The organism is Sphingomonas chlorellae (assembly GCF_056485145.1).
In genome coordinates, this window is record NZ_JBQXXM010000002.1 from 274,466 (window position 1) to 296,066 (window position 21,601).

Sequence of the window (21,601 nt, forward strand, 5' to 3'; positions counted from 1 at the left end):
GGGCGATGTGCCTATGCCCCGCGGCCGGGCGCGCCGCGACCGGTGGCGCGCGGGGAGACAGCGCGATGGCGGGCACGAACGACGACACCAGGACCAACCCGGCAGCCGAACCGGCGGCGACGCGGGCGGATGACGCGATCGAGCGTCCCGACCGCCGCGCGCTGCTGGGCGCGATCGGGCTGGCCGGGCTGGCGGCAGCGGCGAGCGGCCCCGCCGCCGCCGCGCCGACCGCAGCGGCCGCGCCGGCCGCGCCGACCGGGCCGCGCGACGCCCGGATCGACCGGATCGACACGGTGGTGGTGATCTATGCCGAGAACCGCAGCTTCAACAACCTGTTCGCCGGCTTTCCCGGGCTGGCCGAGCCGCTGTCGCGCGTGAGCCCCGCCCGCGCGGCGCAGCGCGACCGCGACGGCACCCCGCTGAAGACGCTGCCCCGGATCTGGGAGGGAATGGTGCCCGACGCGCAGGTCGTCGAGCATCGCCGGTACAAGATCGGCCCCGACGACCTGCCGCCGCTGCCCAACGCGCCGTTCGCGCTCGCGACGCCCGAGGGCGACCCGTTGCCGCACGGCGTGGTGACGCGCGACCTGATCCACGCCTTTTACCAGAACCAGCTCCAGATCAACGGCGGCCGCAACGACGGCTTCGTCGCCTGGGGCGACAGCGGCGCGCTGGTGATGGGGCATTATGGCGAGACGTCGGCCAAGCTGCGGCTGTGGCAGATCGCGCGCGAATTCACGCTGTGCGACAATTTCTTCATGGGCGCTTTCGGCGGATCGTACCTGAACCACCAGTATCTGATCGCCGCGCAGCCGCCCTATTACCCCGATGCCGACAAGAGCCCCGCGCGCGGCCGCATCGCGCAGGTCGAGGGCGACGACCCCAGGGGCATCCGGCTGAAGCTGAAGCCCGGATCGCCCGCCAGCGCGATCGACGGGCCGCCGCAGTTCGTGCCGAGTTCGCTGACCCCCGATTTCTGGTCGGTCAACACGATGCTGCCGCCCTATGCCCCCACCTATCAGCTCGATCCCGACCGGCCGGGCTATGCCGACTGGAGCGACGCCAAGACGATGGTGCCGCAGCACCACGCGACGATCGGCGACCGGCTGTCGGCCAAGGGCGTCGACTGGGCCTGGTATGCCGGCGGCTGGGGCGCCGCGCTGGCCGGCCATGCCAATGACGACGGCTTTCCCAGCCGCCCCAATTTCCAGCCGCACCATCAGCCGTTCAACTATTTCGCGCAATACGCCCCCGGCACGCCCGCGCGCGCGGCGCACCTGCGCGACGCGGGCGAGGGCGAGACGCCGCGCACCAACCATTTCCTGGCCGACGTCGCCGCCGGGCGGCTGCCCGCCGTCAGCTTCTACAAGCCGCAGGGCAACCTGAACATGCATGCGGGCTATTCGGACGTCGAGGCGGGCGACCAGCACATCGCGGTCGTCGTCGACGCGCTGCGCCGCAGCCCGCAATGGGAGCGGATGCTGGTCGTCATCACCTTTGACGAGAATGGCGGCTGGTGGGACCATGTCGCGCCGCCCAAGGGCGACCGCTGGGGCCCGGGCACGCGCATCCCCGCGGTGATCGTGTCGCCCCATGCCCGGCGCGGCCATGTCGACCACAGCGTGTACGACACCGGGTCGATCGCGCGGTTCCTGACGCGCCGGTTCGGGCTGGAGCCGCTGCCCGGACTGATCGCGCGCGAGCAGGCGATGATCGCCGCGGGCGGACCGCCGCCGGGCGACCTGACCGCCGCGCTGGCGCCCTGATCGGCGGGCGGGCGGCACCCGCGGCTTGAGCGACGGCGATGGCGCCGCGCTTCGGGTCGCGGGTCCGAAGCGCGGCGCCGGGGGGCCTGGCCGGTCAGACCGGGATCAGGCCCCGATCAGCGCACCGTCAGAAGCGCGCCGCCAGCCGGACATAGCCGAAGCGATCGGGCATGTCGTAGGTGGTGGGATCGAACCCGCCGCAGCTGAGGCAATCGGGCGCCTGGCGTGCGAACAGGTTGTTCACGCCGAGCGTCAGCGTGAAGCGTTCGTTCCACACCGGCGGCGTCCAGCCGAGCTGGAGGTCGGTGTAGAAGGTGTTGCCCATCACGTGATCGTTATAGCCGGGTTCGGTCACCTTGCTGACGAAGCGGCCGGTCACCGCCGCGTGGAAGCGATCGTTCGACCAGTCGAGCACGATGTTGCCCTTGTAGCGCGGATAGGCTTGCGACCCGCGTTCGAGCCCCTTTTCGCTGATCGTCGTCGGCCCCGTCGCCGAGGGCAGCGTGGTGGCATATTCGAGCAGGATGTTGCTCGACCAGGTCACGCCGATCGTGCCGCCCGCGACATCGGGGCTGCGATAGGAGAGGATGATGTCGACCCCCTCGCTCTTGATCGACGCGATGTTCTGAAGAACGCCGTTGATCCGCGTGATCGTCCCCGACGCGGTGCGCGGGATCGCGGCGCAGGCGATCGGGTCGGCGCGCTGGGTGCAGTTGGCGAGCAGCACCTGCGCGTCGATCGAGGCGATCGCGTCGTCGACCTTGATCGTGTAATAGTCCGCCTCGAGCGTCAGCGCGCGCGCCCAGCCGGTGTTGGTCGCCCAGGACGGGCTGTAGACACCACCCACGACCCAGCTCGTCGAGGTTTCGGGCTTGAGGTTGCGGTTGCCGCCGGTGAGGATGCCGATCTGGCCGTTCGACTGGACATAGCTGCCGTTCGCCGGAACGCCCTGGGCGATGCAGTTCTGGATCACGGTGTTCGACACGCCCGAGTTGCGGAAGTCCGAGCACGGATCCTGGACGCTGCCGTCGAAGCGCGACGGCGCGCCGAACAGCTCGCCGATGCTGGGCGCGCGGAAGCCCTGGGCCCAGGTGCCGCGCAGCCGCAGGTCGTCGACCGGCTTCCAGCTGAGCCCGGCCTTGAGCGTCGTCTTGCTGCCGCTGGTCGAATAGCTGGAATAGCGCGCCGCGAACGACGCCTCGAGCAGCGAGAAGAACGGCACGTTGCGCAGCAGCGGCGCGTTGAGCTCGCCATAGACCTCGTGCACGTCGAACCGGCCCTTTGACGGCTGCGCCGGAATGTCCGAGCCGAGCCCCGCCGCGACGATGGGATCGGGATCGAACGAGCCCGAATTGCGGCGATATTCATAGCCGAACGCGGTGCCGAGCGGCCCGCCCGGCAACTGGAACAGGTTGCCCGACAGGTTGAAGGTCGCGTCGACCATCGACTGTTCGGAGCGGTCGCGCTGGATGAAGGTGACATAGTCGATCATCGCGGGCGTGATCGAGCCGTTGCCGCCGAAGATGTTGAACGGCACGCACGCGCCGGTGCATTGCGACACCGGCCCCAGCGCCGTCGCCAGATTGCCCGCATGGACGTTGCGGTTCATCGACTGCTTGGCGTGGTTTTCCGCATAGATCAGCGTCGTGTCCCAGTACCAGGTGCCGCCGCCGATCTGGAGCTGACCGTCGAAGCCGCCGGTCATGTAGAAGGTGTCGACCGTCTGCGAGAAATGGCGCGGGCCGATTTCGAGGAAGCGGCGCGCGATATAGTTGTAGTTGGCCGGCGTGCCGTTGCCGCCCGCGCTGAGCGTCACCCCGAACGGGTTGTAGGGGTTGGTCGCGTCGATCGAGATCGTGTCGAGCAGGTTGCCGTTGCCCGCGTCGGGACCGACGAACAGCGGCAGCGGCGCCGCCTGGTTGTCCGACGTGCGCCGGTTGAGCACGACCTTGGCGTTGAAGTTGACGTTGTCGGCGATGCGCTGACGGAAGGTGAGGAAGCCGCCGTAACGCTGATAGGGCGTGACCAGATAGTTGGCCGGGCGGAAATTGTAGCGATCGGCGTTGGTGAACGCCTTGAACGAGCTGCCCGCGCCGGTGGGATCGAGCGGATCGAACACCGGCCGCCCCGCGACCGGCGCCTTGAGCGTCAGGTTGAGCGGATCGCCGTTGAGCGGGTTGGAAATGATGAAGCGGCCGTTGGCGCTCGCCGAGCTGCAATTGCTGTCGCACGCGGTCTGCCCCGGCGTGGGATAGGCATAATGCGCGCGGTCGCCCGCGAACACGCTGTCCTGCTTGATGTAATTGCCGCCGATGACGATCGAGGTGCCGCTGTCCTTGCTTTCGGTGCCCCAGCTCAACTGATAATTCTGGGTGACGCCGTCGCCCTGTTCATAGGCGCCGACCTGCGCCGTGGCGAGGAAGCCGTTCTGGCGCTTCTTGGTGATGATGTTGACCACGCCCGCGATCGCGTCGGAGCCATAGGTGGTCGACGCGCCGTCGCGCAGCACCTCGACCCGGTCGATCATCGCTTCGGGAATCGCGTTGAGGTCGACCGCGCCCGGGATGCCGCTGGCGGCGCTGCCGTTGATGAAGCGCAGCCCGTCGACGAGCACCAGCGTGCGGCGGCTCGACAGATAGCGCAGGTCGATTTCGGCCGAGCCCGCGCCGACGCCGCCGCCGTCGGGCGGATTGCCGTTGTTGCCCGAACGGTTGAAGCGCGAGTTGAGGCCGCCCGCGCTGCCGGGCAGCCGCTGAAGCACGTCGGCGATCGAGGACAGGCCGGTGCGCGCGATGTCGGCCTGTTCGACGCCGGTGACGGGCGCGGCCTGATCGAGCGGATCGCGGCGGATGCGCGAGCCGGTGACGACGATCGCCTCACCCTGCGCGGCGGTTTCGCCGGGTTCGGGCGCCGCGGCGGGAACCGACTGGGCGCTGGCGCCGGAAGCGAGGCCGCCCGCCAGCGCAAGGGCGAACAGCCCCGTGCCGGCACGCAAGCCGCGCCGCGAAACGAAGTAACGACGGATATTCATTTCAACCCCCTTGTGGTTGTTTTTTCCTGTTCCTCCTTCGGTGTCCTGCGATCGTTTCTTTTTATCTTGTTCTTGTTTTAATTCACTCTTGTTCTGTTTTGTTACAATTCGTACCCAGACGACCCTGTACTATTCTGCCGGTGCGACCCGGGGGTCAATAGCTGCCGAGTTCGACGCGGACCATTTGCGCCGACCCGTGGAAATTGATGCCGTAATCGGTCTCGTCGCCGTTGAGCCAGCGGCGCGGACGCCACTGGCCGTCGACATAGTCGCCCTCCTCGACGCGCAGGAGCTGGCCGTGGCGGCCGTCGACTGCGGTGCGTTCGAGCTCGATCCGCGCGTCGATGCCGGTGAGCAACAGGCTGTCGTCGGGCAGGCGGATCACCATCGCGCGCCCCGACTGGGCGGGCGAGTTGGCGAGGATCGCGGGCGTGTCGCCCCAGGCGGGCGGGCCGAAGGCGATGTTGGCGCGCCACCCCTGTCCCAGATCGAGCGACTGCTTGGCGCGGCCCGGCGATTCGACCGCGGCGAAGAGGCGGCCGTCGAACGCCGCCTGGCCGATCAGCGCGCGGATCGGGTCGAGCGCGGCGAAATTGGCGCGGTGCGCGGCGACCGCGGCATCCTGTTCGGGCGAGGGCGGATTGTCGATGCCGAACACCGAAAAGCCGATCCCGCCATGCGCGAGGACATAATAGAGGAACGGCGCCGTGCGCGGATTGAACCCCGTTTCGGACACCCAGGCGGGATTGTCGCGCCGGGCATATTGGCCGATCACCTTGGCGAATTCGCCCGCATCGTCGGCATAGAGATCGGTGCCGATGAAATCGACCGACGGGCTGGCCGCGCGCCAGAGATCGAGCATCGTCCACACCGCGCCGCCGCTGGGATAATCGAACCCCGGGTTGCGCTTGTCCTTATAACGCAGCCAGGTGTTGACGTAGATCGGGAGCGGGTAGACCGCCTTGCCCGCCGCGGCGACCGCGTCGATGTAGCGCGCGGTGGCATAGGCGGCGAACGCCTCGTCGGCGTCGGCGCCGAACACCTCGCGCCAGCTTCCCGGCCGCCGCCCCAGCCGCGCGACGAGGTCGGCGGGCACCGGCGCGGCGAACGCGGCCTGCGCCGCCGGGCCGAAATCGCGCACCGAACCGATCGAGCCGGGCTCGTTCTCGACCTGGACGAGGATGACGGTGTGGCGCGCGCCGTCGACCTTCCGGAGATGCGCGAGCAGCGCGGCGAAGGCACGCCGGTCCGCCGCGAGCGTGGCGGGGGCGTGCGGCGACATCACGTCGATCGGCTCGCCGCGCGGATCGGTCATGCGCGGATAGGTGACCGGATCGGTCTTCATCCAGCGCGGGACATAGTGCATCTGGCCGTTCTTCCAGGTGCCGAACCACAGGATCGCCAGCCGCTTGCCGGTCGCCCGCGCACGCGCGATCAGCGCGTCGAGATTGGCGGTGTCGTAGCGGCCGGGTTCGGGCTCGAACTGTTCCCAATAGACCGGCGCCTCGATCGTGTTGGGCGCGAGCGCCTCGGCCGCCGCCCAGGCGCGGTCGAGCGTCGCGGGCCAGGCGCTGCTGTTGTGGAGCTGCGCGGCGAGGATGAAGAAGGGCTTGCCGTCGACGAGCAGCATGTGCCGCCCGTCGCGCGAGACCAGCCGCGGCAGATCGGCAGCCGCGCGGTCGGCCGCCGGCGCGGGCGCGCGATCGGGGGCGCCGCGCGCCGCGGCGGGCATGGCGGCGGCGACGAGCGGGAGCAGCGCGGCGGCGGCGACTGCCAGGCGGCGGAGGCGGCCGGGGCGGCGGGCAGCGATCACGGCTGGTCCCCCAGCAGCTCGTCCTCGATCAGCGCGGTCGGGATCACGCCCGCATCGAGGAAGCGCGCGAACACGTCGCGCATGTCGAGCCCCTGCCCCGCGCGATCGGCGCGTTCGGACAGCCGCGCGACGAGATGGTCGAACTGAAGCTTGCCGACGATATAGCTGGTGCCATAGCCCGGCTGGCGCAGGTAGAGGAGCTGTTCGAAACCGACGAGCGGGCTCGCCGGATCGGACCAGCCGCGCGGCGTCCAGCGCGCATGGAAGCGCCCCGCCTGTTCGAGATCCCATTCGTTCGCCTGGACATGCAGCGAGGCGAGCCCGCGCGCGGCGCGGTTGGCGAGCATGATATAGACGATCTCGCGCCCGCGCGGCAGATCGTCGTAGAGGCCGGCGTGCATCGCCAGCTCCTCGAGCGCGGTGGCGAACCCCTCCGACCGCGCGTCGTACATGTTGAACAGCGGCGCCGCGGCGCGCACCGGATCGGGATGCGGCTGTTCGCGCCGGCGCATCAGTTCGACCCAGTGGTAGAAGTGCGAATAGAGCGGCATCGGATCGAGCGCCGCGCCGTGCCCGAAAAAGTCGCGCCGGTCGGGCGCGGTATAATCGAGCAGCCGCGCCTGGAGCGCCGCGCGATAGGCGGGGCGATCGTCCATCAGCCGCAGCGAGACGAGGAAATCGCCGAGCCGCGTCAGCCGTTGCTGCGACCAGGCGCGATAGGCGGCGGGATCGTCGCGCGCGACGAGCGGCGGCAGGTCGCGGTTGCGCAGCTCCTCGAGCCGCAGCCCGGTGATCGCGCGGTCGAGCTCGCGCCGGAGCAGCGCCACCTGCTGATCCCAGCCATAGGGGACGAGGTGGACGTTCGCCTCGTACCAGTCATATTGCGCCTTGCCGACGCCCGACGGGCCGGTTTTCGACGGCGCCTGCGCCGCCACCCAGTCGCGGAACGCCTCGGTCGCGACGCGCGCATCGCGCACCGCGCGGCGCAGCGACCCCGGCGCCCCCGCAAGAGAGGCGGTCGGATCGCCTTCGAGCGTGTGGAGCCGCAGCGTCCCCGCCTCGAGCGCGGCGAGCGTGTCGACCTGGCCCTGGAGCGCGCGGCCGGCATAGCGCCACAGGTCGCGCGCATTGCCGTCCTTGAGGTTCGACCGCGCCTGTTCGAGCAGCGCGGGAACCGCCGCGAGCCGGCGCGTCAGCGTCGCGGCGTCGTCGCGCGACAGCGGGAAGCGATAGCGGAACAGGTCGATCGCGGGCGCGGTGGTGCCTTCATGATCGGGCACGTCGCTCATTTCCGCCCAGACATTGGCATAGAAGCCCGGATCGCGCGCGAACGGCCGCAGCACGTTGAGATCGAAGTCGAGGCCGTTCATCTCCGCCTCGATCAGCCGCGCGTCGATGTGCATCGCGCGCGTCCAGCCCGACCGGTCGAGCGCGCGGAACCGCGTCCGCATCCGCGCAAGGTCGCCGCGCTTGCGCTCGATCGCGGCGGGCGTGAAATCGGGAACGCCACGCGTGACCTCGGGCGCGGCAACCTCACGCCATTCGGCGAAGAAACGCGCCAGGTTGGTCTGGCCGACCGGCCCCGCCTGGGGCGCAACGATCGCTGCACCGAACATCAAAGCCGCCTGCCACATCGTGCGTTCCGCGCCCCATTGTTGCAATCTTATGTCGCAGTGCAGCGTATACGATATAAACCGACGATCAAGCGCGAATGACCGATGGCGGCCGTTTTCGTCAGGTTCGCGATGCCCCCGCCATGTTACGGATGCCCCGCGCAGGCACCGGAGGGCGAAAAAGGACGGCATGGCGATCGAGCAGACACGCACCGCAAGCGGCGCCGCGCCGCGGGAACCACAGGGGTTGCACGGGCCGCAGGGGCAACGGGGGCCGCAGGGACTGAGCGAGGCCGAGGCCACGGCGCGGCTGGCCGCCGACGGGCCGAACGAACTGCCGCGCGGCAAGCGGCGGACGCCGTGGCGAATCGCGCTGGAGGTGCTGACCGAGCCGATGCTGGCGATGCTGCTGGCCGCGGGCGGCATCTATTTCGTGCTGGGCGACCATGGCGAGGCCGCGATCCTGCTGGCCTTTGCCAGCCTGTCGATCGCGATCACGATCGTCCAGGAGACGCGCACCGAGCATGTGCTCGAAGCGCTGCGCGACCTGTCGGCGCCGCGCGCGCTGGTGATCCGCGACGGCGCGACGGTGCGCGTGCCGGGACGCGAGGTGGTGGCGGGCGACCTGATCCTGCTCGACCAGGGCGACCGGGTGGCGGCGGACGCGCGGCTGATCGAGGCACAGGGGCTGGAGGCCGACGAATCGCTGCTCACCGGCGAATCGGTGCCGGTGCGCAAGCGCGCCGCGCAGCCCGGCGATGCCGACGACGCCGCGCCCGGCGGCGACGACCTGCCGCAGGTGTTTTCGGGATCGGTGGTGACGCGCGGCAGCGGGCTGGCGCAGGTGACGGCAACCGGGCCGCGCAGCCGGATCGGCGCGATCGGCCGCTCGCTCGCGACGCTGGAGACGAGCGCGCCGCGGCTGCAGCAGGAAACCGCGCGGATCGTCGCATGGTGCGCGGCCGGCGGGATCGGCGTCGCACTGGCGGTGGTGCTGCTCTATGGGCTGACGCGCAGCCACTGGCTCGACGCGCTGCTGGCGGGGATCGCGATCGCGATGTCGCTGCTGCCCGAGGAGTTTCCGGTGGTGCTCACCATCTTCCTCGCGATGGGCGCGTGGCGGATCGCCAAGGGCGGCGTGCTGACGCGGCGGACCGCCGCGATCGAGACGATGGGCGCGGCGACGGTGCTGTGCACCGACAAGACCGGCACGCTGACGCAGAACCGGATGACCGTGGCGGCGATGTGGCAACCCGATGCCGGGCACGCGGCGATCGACGCGGACGGCGCCGCCGAACGCCATCGCACGCTGCTCGCCACCGCCGCGCTGGCGTGCGCGCCGGTGCCGATCGACCCGATGGAAATCGCGTTTCACGCCGCGGCGCAGCGCGCGGGCTTTGCCGTCCCCGCCGCCGACGGGCTGGTGGCGAGCCACGCGCTGCGCGCCGACCTGCTCGCCATGTCGAACCTGTGGGCAGGCGATGCCGCCGACGGCAGCCTGCGCGTCGCGACCAAGGGCGCGCCCGAGGCGATCGCGCGGCTGTGCCGGCTCGACGGCGCCGAACGCGCCGCGTTCGATGCGGCGGCGCGGACGATGGCGGCACAGGGCATGCGCGTGCTGGGCGTCGCCACCGCCGACGCCGCGCCCGAGGCCGCCGCCGACGCCGCAACCGCCGCGCACGACCGCTATGCCTTTCGCCTGCTGGGGCTGACCGGGCTGCTCGACCCGTTGCGCCCCGGCGTTCCGGATGCGGTCGCGCAATGCCGCTCGGCGGGAATCCGCGTGGTGATGATCACCGGCGACCATGCCGCGACCGCGCGTGCGATCGCCGACCAGGCGGGCATCGCCGACGGCGCGCTGATGACCGGGGACGAAGCGGCCGCACTGTCCGACGCGGCGCTGGCGGCGCGGGTGCGCGACGTGTCGGTGTTTGCCCGCACGATGCCCGAGCAGAAGCTGCGCATCGTCACCACGCTGAAGGCCGCGGGCGAGGTCGTCGCGATGACCGGCGACGGCGTCAACGACGCCCCCGCGCTGAAGGCCGCGCATATCGGCATCGCGATGGGCCGCCGCGGCACCGACGTCGCGCGCGAGGCCGCCGACCTGGTGCTGGTGGAGGACGATTTCACCGCGATCGTCGGCGCGATCCGCACCGGGCGGCGCATCTATGACAATATCCGCAAGGCGCTGGGGTTCATCTTTGCGGTGCATGTGCCGATCGCGGGGCTGGCGATCCTGCCGCTGTTGCTGGGGATGCCCGTGCTGCTGGGGCCGCTCCAGATCGCGCTGCTCGAGATGGTGATCGACCCGGTCTGTGCGCTGGTGTTCGAGGCCGAGCGCGAGGAGCACCGGCTGATGCAGCGCCCGCCGCGACCGCCGGCCGAACGGCTGTTCTCGATCGAGAGCATCGTGCGCGGAGTGATGCAGGGCGGGCTGGCGCTGGCGGTGCTCGGCGCGCTCTATCTGGGCGGGATGGCGACGGGGATCGCACCCGAACGGCTGCGCGCGCTGAGCTTCTTCGCGCTGCTCGCCGCGACGCTGGCGCTGGTGCTCGCCAACCGTTCGTTCAGCACGTCGCTGCGCCACGCATTGCTGCGGCACAACGTCACCTTTCGCTATGTCCTCGCCTTCGTCGTCGCGGGCGCCGCGCTGATCCTGACGGTGCGGCCGGTCCAGCACGTGCTGGGCTTTGCCCCGCTCGCCGCCGGCGAACTGGCCCTCGTCGCGCTGACGGGCGCGGCGGTGCTGATCGGGTGCGAGGCGATGAAGAAGGTGGCGGGAAGCCCGCGCGGGAAGAAGCCGGCGCCGGGCTGATCGATCGGCCGCACGGCGCGTTTCCCGCTCCAGCCCCGTCAAAAGCGGTTGACTTCCGCTTACATTGACATCAATGTCAATTTAAACGGCTGGAGAGAATGTCATGCCTTTCTGGATCGCGGCGCTGGTCGTCGGCGGGTTCGGCCTGGCCTTTGTGCAGGCGGCGGCGTGGTTGTGGCTGGCGGCGCTGGCGCTGTGGGTGGCGGCGGGCGTCGGCCTGGCGCTGATCGGGATGCCCGTGGCGGGCGTGCTGGCGGCATTGCTGGTGCCGGTGGCGGTGATCGCGGTGCGCCCGGTGCGGCGCGGGCTGATCTCCCGCCCGTTGCGGCGCGTCTTTGCGCGGATCATGCCGCGGATGAGCGCCACCGAACAGGCCGCGATCGACGCGGGCACGGTGTGGTGGGATGCCGAGCTGTTCGGCGGGCGCCCCGACTGGCAGCGGCTGCTGGCCACCCCCGCCCCCGCGCTGACCCCCGAGGAGGAGCGGTTCCTCGAGGTCGAGACCGAGCGGCTGTGCGACCTGGCCAGCGACTGGGAAAGCACCGCGGTGTGGCAGGACCTGCCCCCCGCCGCCTGGGCCTATGCCCGCGAGAAGGGCTTTCTGGGGATGATCATCCCGCGGCAATATGGCGGCCTGGGCTTTTCGGCCTATGCGCACAGCCAGGTGATCCAGAAGCTGTCGACGCGCTGTTCGGCGGCGGCGGTTTCGGTGATGGTGCCCAACTCGCTGGGGCCGGCCGAGCTGCTGCTCCATTACGGCACCGAGGCGCAGAAGAACCATTATCTGCCCCGGCTGGCGCGCGGCGAGGAAATCCCGTGCTTTGCGCTGACGAGCCCCTATGCCGGGTCCGACGCGGCGTCGATCACCGACACCGGCGTGGTGTGCCGCGGCACATGGCAGGGGCGCGAGACGCTGGGCTTCCGCGTCACCTGGAACAAGCGCTATATCACGCTGGCGCCGATCGCGACGGTGCTGGGGCTGGCGTTCCGCGTGCGCGATCCCGAGGGGCTGCTGGGCGGCGCCGAGGACCTGGGCATCACCTGTGCGCTGATCCCGCGCGACCATCCGGGGGTGAACATCGGCCGGCGCCACTGGCCGCTCAACGCCGTGTTCCAGAACGGCCCGACCTCGGGCGAAGACGTGTTCGTGCCGATCGACATGGTGATCGGCGGCCGCGAGCAGGTGGGCAATGGCTGGCGGATGCTGATGGAATGCCTGGCCGCGGGCCGCGCGATCTCGCTGCCGTCGTCGAATGTCGGCATGTCGAAGCTCGCGGTGGGCAGCGTGAGCGCCTATGCCGCGATCCGGCGCCAGTTCAACGTGCCGATCGGCAATTTCGAAGGCGTCCAGCAGCCGCTGGCGCGGATGGCCGGGCACCTTTACGCGATCGACGCGACGCGGCGGCTCGCCGCGGCCGGGCTCGACCAGGGCGAGAAGCCGTCGGTCGTCTCGGCGATCGCCAAATACCACGTCACCGAGCGCGCGCGGATCGTCGTCAACGACGGCATGGACCTGATCGGCGGCAAGGGCATCTGCATGGGACCGGGCAATTTCCTTGCCCGCGCCTATCAGCAGATCCCGATCGCGATCACCGTCGAGGGCGCGAACATCATGACGCGCACGCTGATCATCTTCGGCCAGGGCGCGATCCGGTGCCACCCCTATATCCTGACGCTGATGCGATCGGCCGAGGGCGAGGGACGCGCGGCGCTGGTCGCGTTCGACCGCGCGCTGTTCGGCTATTTCGGCTTTCTGGCGCGCAACGCCGCGCGCGCGCTGTGGTTCGCGACGCCGTTCGCGGCGATGACCCCCGGCCCGCGCGGCGCGGCGGGGGCGATGGCGCGGCATTATCGCGCGGCGACGCGGCTTTCGACCGCGCTCGCGCTGGCGAGCGACATTTCGATGGCGACGCTGGGCGGCACGCTGAAGCGGCGCGAGACGGTGACGGGGCGGCTGGGCGACATGCTGTCGCAGCTTTTCATCCTGTCGGCGGTGCTCAAGCGGTTCGAGGACGAGGGCCGGCCCGCCGCCGACCTGCCGCTGGCCGAATGGGCGGCGCGCGACGCGATCGCCCGCGCCGACGAGGCGCTGCGCGCGGTGATCGCCAACCATCCGAGCCGCGCCGCGGCGCTGGCGCTGCGCCTGCTCGTCCGCCCGCTGGGCGGGCAGGCGCACGGCCCCGACGACCGGCTGGAAGCCGCGGTCGCGCAGCTCGTCCAGACGCATGGCGGCGCGCGCGACCGGCTGCTCGCCGGAAGCTGGACGCCGCGGATGGAAGTCGACGCCATCGCCGCCACGCACGTCGCGTTCGACCGCTATCCCGCCGTCGCCGCGATCGAGCGGCGGCTGCGCGACGCGATCCGCGCGGGCCGGATCGCGCGGCTGCCGCAGGATTTCCGCCAGCTCGACGGCTGGGCCGCCGCCGCCGAGGCGGCGGGGCTGATCGACGCGAGCGAGCGCGCGACGATCGCGGACTTTGCCCATCACGCCAACCTGGCGATCCAGGTCGACGATTTCCCACCCGATTTTGCGCTGGCGGAGGGAATCCGCCAACGTCATGCGCACGCGCAGCAGGGCGCGGCGCTTCCGGAGGCTGCTGAATAATGAACGACCGTTACCTTGCCTTTGCCAATTCGGGCGTCGGCCACTGGCTGACCGGCGCGCTGGGCCTGCCCCAGCCGGTGCCGATCGACCGCGATCCCGCGCGGATGACGCACCAGGTGCTGATCGCCGCCGCCGGTGCGGGGCGGCTGGCCGACCGGCTGGCGCGCGAGGTGACGGCACTGGGCATGGTGACGGTGGGCAACGACCTGCCCGGCGGCGAGACCGCCGAGCCGATCGACGCGCTGATCGTCGACGCGACCGGGCTCGACCGCATCGCCGACACCGCGATGCTCCACGCCATCCTGCACGCGCGGGTGCGGTCGGTGCGCCCCAACGGTCGCATCCTGGTGTTCGGCACCGACCCGGCCGAGGCGCCCGACGGCGAGGCGGCGGCGGTGTGGCGCGGGCTGGAAGGGCTGACCCGATCGCTCGCAAAGGAAGTGCGCCGCGCGATCGCGGTGCAACTGGTCCATGTCCCCGCGCAGGGCGAGCCCGCGCTGACGAGCACGCTGGCGTTCCTGCTTTCGGGGCGCTCGGCCTATGTCTCGGGCCAGGTGGTGCGCGTCGGCCCCGCCCCCGCAGCGGGCGCGGCGGCCAACGGCGCGGCGCGGCGCGTGCTGGTGACGGGCGCGTCGCGCGGGATCGGCGCGGCGATCGCCGAGACCTTCGCGCGCGGCGGCGACCATGTCATCGCGCTCGACGTCCCCGCCGCCGAGGCGGCGCTGACCGAGCAGGCGAAGCGGCTGAACGGCAGCGCGATCGCGATCGACATCACCGCCCCCGATGCGCCCGCGCGGATCGCCGCCGACGCCGCAACGCGCGGCGGCTATGACGTCGTCGTCCACAATGCCGGGATCACGCGCGACAAGACGATCGCGCGGATGGATGCCGAGCGCTGGAACGCGGTGATGAACGTCAACCTGGGCGCGCCGATGCGGATCACCGACGCGCTGATCGCGGGCGGCCAGATCCGCGGCGGCGGCCGGATCGTCGCGGTATCGTCGCTGAGCGGCATCGCCGGCAATCTGGGCCAGACCAACTATGCCCAGTCGAAGGCGGGCGTGATCGGATGGATCGGCCACCTTGCCGCGCAACTGGCCGGTCAGGGGATCACCGCCAACGCGGTCGCCCCCGGCTTTATCGAGACGCAGATGACCGCCGCGATCCCGTTCATGATCCGCGAGGCGGGCCGGCGGATGAACGCGATGGGCCAGGGCGGCCAGCCCGAGGACGTCGCCGAGACGATCGCCTGGCTCGCCGATCGCGGCAGCGGCGGCATTTCCGGGCAGGTCGTGCGCGTGTGCGGCCAGAGCCTGCTGGGCGCATGATCGCGGCGGCGGACCTGAGCCGCGGCGCGGCGGCAAGCGCCCCCTCCCCCGCGCGCGTGCTGCTGGCGGGGCTCGCCACGCTGGGCCGGCGCACGCCCGCGCTGCCGCGGCTGCCCGACGCGCTGCTGGTGCGGCGCGACGTGGCGATCGACGCCGACGCGGTGGCGGCCTATCGCACGCTGTGCGGCTATATTCCCGAACAGGGGGTGCCGCCCGCCTTTGCCCATCTGATCGCCTTTCCGCTGCACCTGCGGCTGATGATGGCGCGCGGCTTTCCCTATCCGCTCGCCGGGCTGGTCCATATCGCCAACCGCATCGTCCAGCACGCGCCGCTGGCGGCGGGCGACCGCATCGACCTGGGCGTGCGCGCGGGCGGATGGCGCAAGCATCCGCGCGGCCAGGCGTTCACGATCGAGGCGAGCGGCGTACGCGACGGCGCGGTCGTGTGGGCGAGCGAGAGCACCTATCTGCGGCTGGGCGTCCACGACCAGCGCGGCCCCGCGGTCGCCGCGCCGCCGGGCGACCCCGCGCGGATGACCCCCGTCTGCGCCATCGCCGTCCCGCGCAGCGTCGCCCGCGACTATGCGCGGCTTTCGGGCGACCGCAACCCGATCCACATGTCGTGGCTGGGCGCGCGGCTGTTCGGCTTTCCGCGCCCGATCGCGCACGGCATGTGGACCAAGGGCCGCGCGCTCGCCGGGCTGTTGCTGCCGGGCGGGCCGGACGCGCTGACGATCGACGTCGCGTTCCGCGCGCCGATCCTGCTGCCCGGCCGCGTCGCGCTGACGGCGCGCGTCGAGCAGGGCGCCACCGATTTCGCCGTGACCGCCCCCGGCGGCGAGCGGCTGCACCTGCTGGGCCGGATCGCGCCCGGCACCTCCCCTTCCTCGTTCCGAGAGGCCGACCATGCTTAGTGCCAGCGCCCCCCGCCGCGTCGCGATCGTCGGCGGCAAGCGCATTCCCTTTGCCCGATCGAACACCGCCTACGCCGAGGTTTCGAACCAGGCGATGCTCACCGCCGCGTTGCAGGCGCTGGTCGACCAGTTCGGCCTGGCCGGCGAGCGGCTGGGCGAGGTCGCGGCGGGCGCCGTGCTGAAACATTCGCGCGACATCAACCTGACGCGCGAGGCGGTGCTTTCGACCAGCCTATCGCCCGAAACCCCCGCCTATGACCTGCAACAGGCGTGCGGCACCGGGCTGGAGGCGGCGATTCTGGTCGCCAACAAGATCGCGCTGGGCCAGATCGACGCGGGCATCGCCGGCGGCGTCGACACCACGTCGGACCCGCCCATCGCGATCAACGAAGGCTTTCGCCACGCGCTGCTCGCCGCCAACCGCGCGCGGTCGCTGGGCGGCCGGCTGAAGGCGCTGGCGGGCATTCGCCCGGGGATGCTGGTGCGCCCCGAACTGCCGCGCAACGCCGAGCCGCGCACCGGCCTGTCGATGGGCGAGCATTGCGAGGCGATGGCGAAGCGCTGGGGCATCGGCCGCGCCGAGCAGGACGCGCTGGCGGTGGCGAGCCATCGCAACATGGCCGCCGCCTATGACCGCGGCGATTTCGACACGCTGGTCACGCCGTTCCGCGGGCTGACGCGCGACAACAACCTGCGCCCCGACAGCAGCATCGAGAAGCTGGCCAAGCTGAAGCCCGTGTTCGACCGCGAGCACGGCACGCTGACCGCCGGCAATTCGACGCCGCTGACCGACGGCGCGGCGGTGGTGCTGCTGGCGAGCGAGGAATGGGCAAAGGCGCGCGGGCTGCCCGTGCTGGCCTATCTGCGCGCGGGCGAGACGGCGGCGGTCGATTTCGCGAGCGGCGACGAGGGGCTGTTGATGGCGCCCGCCTATGCCGTGCCGCGGATGCTCGACAAGCTGGGGCTGACGCTCCAGGATTTCGACTTTTATGAGCTGCACGAGGCGTTCGCGGCGCAGGTGCTGTGCACGCTGAAGGCGTGGGAAGATCCCGGTTTCGCGCGCGACCGGCTGAAGCGCGCGGCGCCGCCGGGGGCGATCGACCGGGCGCGGCTGAACGTCCATGGCAGCTCGCTGGCGGCGGGCCATCCCTTTGCCGCGACCGGCGGGCGCATCCTGGCGAGCCTGGCCAGCATGATCGACCGCAAGGGCGGCGGACGCGGATTGATCTCGATCTGCGCCGCGGGGGGCCAGGGCGTCGTGGCGGTGGTCGAGAAATGACCCGGGAGCCGGTTTCGCAACGCGATGCGGACCGGCTCCGGTCCGACCGCTTCTGGACCCGCCATTACCGGCCGGGGGTGCCCGCCACGATCGACGACCAGCTCGACGCGGCGGGCAGCATGGCCGACATGTTCGAGCGCGACGCGACGCGCTATGCCGACCGCGAGGGCTTTGTCAGCCTGGGCACCGGCCGCACCTATGGCGAGGTGCTGCGCGGCGCGCGCGCCTTTGCCGGCTGGTTGCAGGCGATCGGCATCGCCAAGGGCGACCGCGTCGCGCTGATGATGCCCAACTGCCTGCAATATCCGGTGGCGCTGTTCGGCACGCTGTTCGCGGGCGCGGTGGTCGTCAACGTCAACCCGCTCTACACCGCGCGCGAACTGGCGCACCAGCTAAAAGACAGCGGCGCGCGCGTGCTGGTGGTGATGGACCTGTTCGCCGCCACCTTTGCCGCGATCCGCGACGAAACCGCGGTCGAACATGCGGTGGTGACCGGCATGGGCGACATGCTGGGCGCGCTGAAGGGCCGGGCGCTGGCGCTGACGATGCGGCTGGCCGGACAGGCGCCGCCGCGCTTTCCCGAAAAGGGCATGGTGCGCTGGCGCCGGATGATGGCGCGCGCGCGCCGCCTGCCCTATCGCCGCGTCGCGATCGCGCAGAGCGACCTGGCGTTCCTGCAATATACCGGCGGCACGTCGGGGATCGCCAAGGGGGCGATGCTGACGCACCGCAACGTCGTCGCCAATGTGCTGCAGGGGCGCGCCTGGGTGATGTCGCAGATCGACGATACCGAGGTGCTGACCAACGTCACGCTGCTGCCGCTCTATCACATCTTCTCGCTGACGGCGAACCTGCTGATGTTCAGCGGGATCGGCGGGCGCAACGTGCTGATCGCCAATCCGCGCGACACCAAGCGCGTGCGCTGGATCCTGCGCAACGAACGGTTCGCGGGGTTTGCGGGGGTCAACACGCTGTTCGCCAGCCTGTTGCAGGACGAGGCGTTCCGCAACCGCGACTTTTCGGCGCTCAAGCTGACGATCGCGGGCGGCATGGCGACGCATGCCGACGTCGCCGCGCAATGGGAGGCGATGACGGGCAAGCCGCTGGTCGAGGGTTACGGCCTGACCGAATGCTCGCCGGTGGTGTGCATCCGCCCGGTCGATTTCGACGCGCCCGAGGTGATGGGGCACAACGGCGCGGTGGGGCTGCCCGTCCCGTCGACCGAGGTGCGGATGCGCCGCGACGACGGGAGCTGGGCCGCGATCGGCGAGCCGGGCGAGCTGTGCGTGCGCGGGCCGCAGGTGATGGCGGGCTATTGGCGCCAGCCCGAGGAGACCGCGCGCATCCTGTCGCCCGACGGCTGGCTGGCGACGGGCGATGTCGGCGTGATGGACGCCGACGGCGAGGTGCGCATCGTCGACCGGATCAAGGACATGATCCTGGTGTCGGGGTTCAACGTCTATCCCGCCGAGATCGAGGCGGTGATCGCCGCGCACCCGCACGTCGCCGAAGTGGCGGTGGTGGGCGTCGCCGACCCGGTCAAGGGCGAGCGCATCCGCGCGGTGATCCACCCCGCGCACCCCGCGCTGACGCCCGACGCGGTGCGCGCCTGGTGCCGCGAACGGCTGACCGGATACAAGATCCCGGCGATCGTCGAGCTGCGCGATACGCCGCTTCCCAAATCGAACGTGGGCAAGATTCTGCGCAGGGAGGTGCGATGATGGCAGGCATGGGGGGGACGGACGCCGATGTGATCGTGATCGGCGCGGGGCTCGCGGGGCTGGTCGCCGCGGGCGAGGCGGTGGCGAGCGGCGCGTCGGTGATCGTCATCGACCAGGAGCCCGAATGCAATATCGGCGGCCAGGCCTTCTGGTCGCTGGGCGGGCTGTTCCTGGTCGACAGCCCCGAGCAGCGCCGGCTGGGCATCCGCGACAGCCATGCGCTCGCCTGGCAGGACTGGATGGGAACCGCCGGGTTCGACCGGCCCGAGGATCACTGGCCGCGCCGCTGGGCCGAGGCCTATGTCCGCTTTGCCGCGACCGAGAAGCGCGAATGGCTGCGCCGCAACGGCGTGAAGGTGATGCCGATCGTCGGCTGGGCCGAACGCGGCGACGGGCGCGCCGACGGGCACGGCAATTCGGTGCCGCGCTTTCACATTGCCTGGGGCGCGGGTCCGGGCGTCGTCGCCCCGTTCGCGGCGCGCGCGCGCCAGGCCGAGCGCGACGGACGGCTGCGCTTCCTGTGGCGGCACCGCGTCGACGCGCTGGAGACCGAGGGCGGCGTGGTGACGGGCGCATCGGGCACCGTGCTCGCGCCGTCCGACGCCGAACATGGCGCGCCGAGCAACCGCGACGCGGTGGGCGGTTTCAGCCTGCGCGCGCGCCACGTCATCGTCGCGTCGGGCGGGATCGGCGGCGACCTGGACCTGGTGCGCCGCAACTGGCCGCAGCGGCTGGGCACGCCCCCCGCCTTCATGGTGCGCGGCGTCCCCGCGCATGTCGACGGGCGCATGATCGGCATCGCCGAGGCGGCGGGCGCGCGGCTGATCCACCCCGACCGGATGTGGCATTATGTCGAGGGGCTGCGCAACTGGCGGCCGATCTGGCCCGACCACGGCATCCGCATCCTGCCGGGGCCGTCGTCGATGTGGTTCGATTCGCGCGGGCAGCGGCTGCCGGCGCCCTTCTACCCCGGCTATGACACGCTGGGGACGCTCAACCACCTGATGCAGGGCGGGCATCCGCATAGCTGGTTCGTGCTCAACCAGTCGATCATCCGCAAGGAGTTCGCGCTGTCGGGGTCCGAGCAGAATCCCGACCTGACCAGCCGCGACTGGCGCCGGATCTTCTTCAGCCGCGCGCTGGGGCGCAGCGCGCCCGAGCCGGTCGAGGCGTTCAAGCGCCACGGCGCCGATTTCGTCGTCGCCGACGACCTTAACACGCTGATGGAGGGGATGGCGGGGATCGCCGACGGCGTGGCGTTCGACCGCGCGGCGATGCGCGACGCGATCGAGGCGCGCGATCGCGAGCTGGGCAACCGTTTCTCGAAGGATTTCCAGTTGATGGGCATCCGCAACGCCCGGCTGAGCCGTGCCGAGAAGCTGGCGCGCACGGCGCCGCCGCGCCCGCTGCTCGACCGCGCCAACGGGCCGCTGATCGCGGTGCGGCTGAACATCCTGACGCGCAAGACGCTGGGCGGGCTCGAGACCGATCTCGACGGCTGCGTCCAGCGCGCGGGCGGCAACGCCGTGCCGGGGCTGTTCGCCGCGGGCGAGGCGGCGGGGTTCGGCGGCGGCGGGATGCACGGCTATCGCGCGCTGGAGGGCACGTTTCTGGGCGGATGCCTGTTCAGCGGGCGGGCGGCCGGACGCGCGGCGGCGCGCGGCTGACCGATCGGCGGCAGGCGCCGGGCGGGATCGCCCCGCCCGGTTGCCAGTTGTCCCCCGGCACCCTATTGTCGGGAGCGGAGGTCAGGATGCGCGTCAACACCGCCAGGTCGATCGAAACCGCCAACGCGGTCTATAGCCGCTTCGGGAGCTGGAAGGCGGCGAAGGATTCGGCGCGGTTCGAGGACGGCAAGTTCATCGTGCGCGGCGCGACCTTCGGTGCGGGCGCGGCGGCCGGCGGCGAGCGCCGGACGGAGAACGGCCAGACCGGCATCCGGTGAGTTTCAGCTATACCCTGTTCCTGGCGCTGCTGCTGATCGCGCCGGGTCTGGGCGTATGGGCAGGGCTGCGCGCGGGCGAGCGATCCGAACTGATCTCGCAGGCGCCCGAAAAGCCGGGATCGACCTTTAGCCTGATCGTCATCGTCTTTGGCGCGCTGGTCGGCCATATCGTGCTTTCGGCGCTGTTCGCGGTGCAGGCGAGCCTGTGCCGGTGGAGCGGCGCGTGCTGGCGGCTGTCGTTCGATCCCAATGTCTATCGCGTCATCCTGACCGGCGGCCATGCGGGGCGGATGCCGGGCGACTGGGCGTTCCTGTCGTGGTTCGTCTCGCTGTTGCTGCCCGCGATCATCGTCGGCGCGATCACCTGGTGGGCGAGCGGATGGCGCCGGGTGCGCGACCTGCGCGAGACCGCGACCTTCGGCTGGCTGAAGCGCTGGGTCGACCTGGCGCGGCCGGCGAACAGCTTCATCATCGCCTATGTCGTCACCACGCTGGAGCATGACGGCGCGCATGTCGCCTATGAGGGGATCGTCGAGAATATCGCGCTCGACGACAATCGCGCGATCACGATGCTGGTGCTGAGCCGGTGCGACCGGTTCCTGGTGCGCGTGAGCGCCGACCGGGTCGAACGGATCGAGGGCGACCATGCGCCGATCCCGCTGATCCAGCTTGAGGCGCGCAACTTCATCAACGTCGCGCTGGAGGTGTTCGAGGCGGTCGACATGCCGCGCGACGAGGCCAGCGCCGACGGCGCGGGCGGCTGATCGCGCG

General features: G+C 71.2%; 13 protein-coding genes. 10 read left to right on the plus strand and 3 right to left on the minus strand.

Translation table 11 applies throughout. The annotated features are described in order from the left end of the window. Nucleotides 1–65 precede the first annotated feature (65 nt). Nucleotides 66–1,766, plus strand: coding sequence for an acid phosphatase (acpA, locus tag ACT3CF_RS07625; RefSeq protein ID WP_478421650.1), 1,701 nt, complete (start codon nt 66–68; stop codon nt 1,764–1,766). 127 nt (nt 1,767–1,893) lie between these two features. Here the strand turns inward: acpA and ACT3CF_RS07630 are convergent, their stop codons facing one another. From ACT3CF_RS07630 to ACT3CF_RS07640, 3 genes are all read right to left on the minus strand, one after another. After that, on the minus strand, nt 1,894–4,797 hold the full coding sequence (locus tag ACT3CF_RS07630) for a TonB-dependent receptor domain-containing protein (RefSeq protein WP_478421651.1): 2,904 nt from the start codon (nt 4,795–4,797) through the stop codon (nt 1,894–1,896). Nucleotides 4,798–4,951: 154 nt separating this feature from the next. Next, nucleotides 4,952–6,610, minus strand: coding sequence for a DUF5597 domain-containing protein (locus tag ACT3CF_RS07635; protein ID WP_478421652.1), 1,659 nt, complete (start codon nt 6,608–6,610; stop codon nt 4,952–4,954). Next, on the minus strand, nt 6,607–8,226 hold the full coding sequence (locus ACT3CF_RS07640) for a DUF885 family protein (protein ID WP_478421653.1): 1,620 nt from the start codon (nt 8,224–8,226) through the stop codon (nt 6,607–6,609). Before ACT3CF_RS07640 ends, ACT3CF_RS07635 begins: the two co-directional genes overlap by 4 nt. Before the next feature lie 187 nt (nt 8,227–8,413). On the opposite strand from ACT3CF_RS07640, the gene ACT3CF_RS07645 reads away from it, so the two are divergent. The 9 genes from ACT3CF_RS07645 (at nt 8,414) to ACT3CF_RS07685 (ending at nt 21,594) form a co-directional block, all read left to right on the plus strand. Further along, entirely contained in the window at nt 8,414–11,038 is a 2,625-nt protein-coding gene (locus tag ACT3CF_RS07645; RefSeq protein ID WP_478421654.1) for a cation-translocating P-type ATPase, read from the plus strand. 103 nt (nt 11,039–11,141) lie between these two features. Next, complete coding sequence (locus tag ACT3CF_RS07650; RefSeq protein WP_478421655.1) at nt 11,142–13,643, plus strand: acyl-CoA dehydrogenase; 2,502 nt, start codon at nt 11,142–11,144, stop codon at nt 13,641–13,643. After that, entirely contained in the window at nt 13,643–14,971 is a 1,329-nt protein-coding gene (locus tag ACT3CF_RS07655) for a 3-oxoacyl-ACP reductase (RefSeq protein WP_478421656.1), read from the plus strand. Before ACT3CF_RS07650 ends, ACT3CF_RS07655 begins: the two co-directional genes overlap by 1 nt. Then, nucleotides 14,968–15,885: a MaoC/PaaZ C-terminal domain-containing protein gene (locus ACT3CF_RS07660; RefSeq protein WP_478421657.1), complete on the plus strand. Its 918-nt coding sequence runs from the start codon at nt 14,968–14,970 to the stop codon at nt 15,883–15,885. Before ACT3CF_RS07655 ends, ACT3CF_RS07660 begins: the two co-directional genes overlap by 4 nt. Beyond that, nucleotides 15,878–17,164 (plus strand): acetyl-CoA C-acetyltransferase, encoded by a 1,287-nt coding sequence (locus tag ACT3CF_RS07665; RefSeq protein WP_478421658.1) that lies wholly within the window; start codon nt 15,878–15,880, stop codon nt 17,162–17,164. The genes ACT3CF_RS07660 and ACT3CF_RS07665 overlap by 8 nt, the downstream gene beginning before the upstream one ends. Further along, nucleotides 17,161–18,885 (plus strand): AMP-binding protein, encoded by a 1,725-nt coding sequence (locus ACT3CF_RS07670; RefSeq protein WP_478421659.1) that lies wholly within the window; start codon nt 17,161–17,163, stop codon nt 18,883–18,885. Before ACT3CF_RS07665 ends, ACT3CF_RS07670 begins: the two co-directional genes overlap by 4 nt. Continuing rightward, on the plus strand, nt 18,882–20,552 hold the full coding sequence (locus ACT3CF_RS07675) for an FAD-binding dehydrogenase (RefSeq protein ID WP_478421660.1): 1,671 nt from the start codon (nt 18,882–18,884) through the stop codon (nt 20,550–20,552). The genes ACT3CF_RS07670 and ACT3CF_RS07675 overlap by 4 nt, the downstream gene beginning before the upstream one ends. Nucleotides 20,553–20,638: 86 nt before the next feature. Further along, a complete protein-coding gene (locus ACT3CF_RS07680; protein WP_478421661.1) occupies nt 20,639–20,830 on the plus strand; it encodes a hypothetical protein in 192 nt (63 codons plus the stop codon). After that, nucleotides 20,827–21,594, plus strand: a complete 768-nt coding sequence (locus ACT3CF_RS07685) for a hypothetical protein (protein ID WP_478421662.1) — start codon at nt 20,827–20,829, stop codon at nt 21,592–21,594. The genes ACT3CF_RS07680 and ACT3CF_RS07685 overlap by 4 nt, the downstream gene beginning before the upstream one ends. Nucleotides 21,595–21,601: the final 7 nt, after the last annotated feature.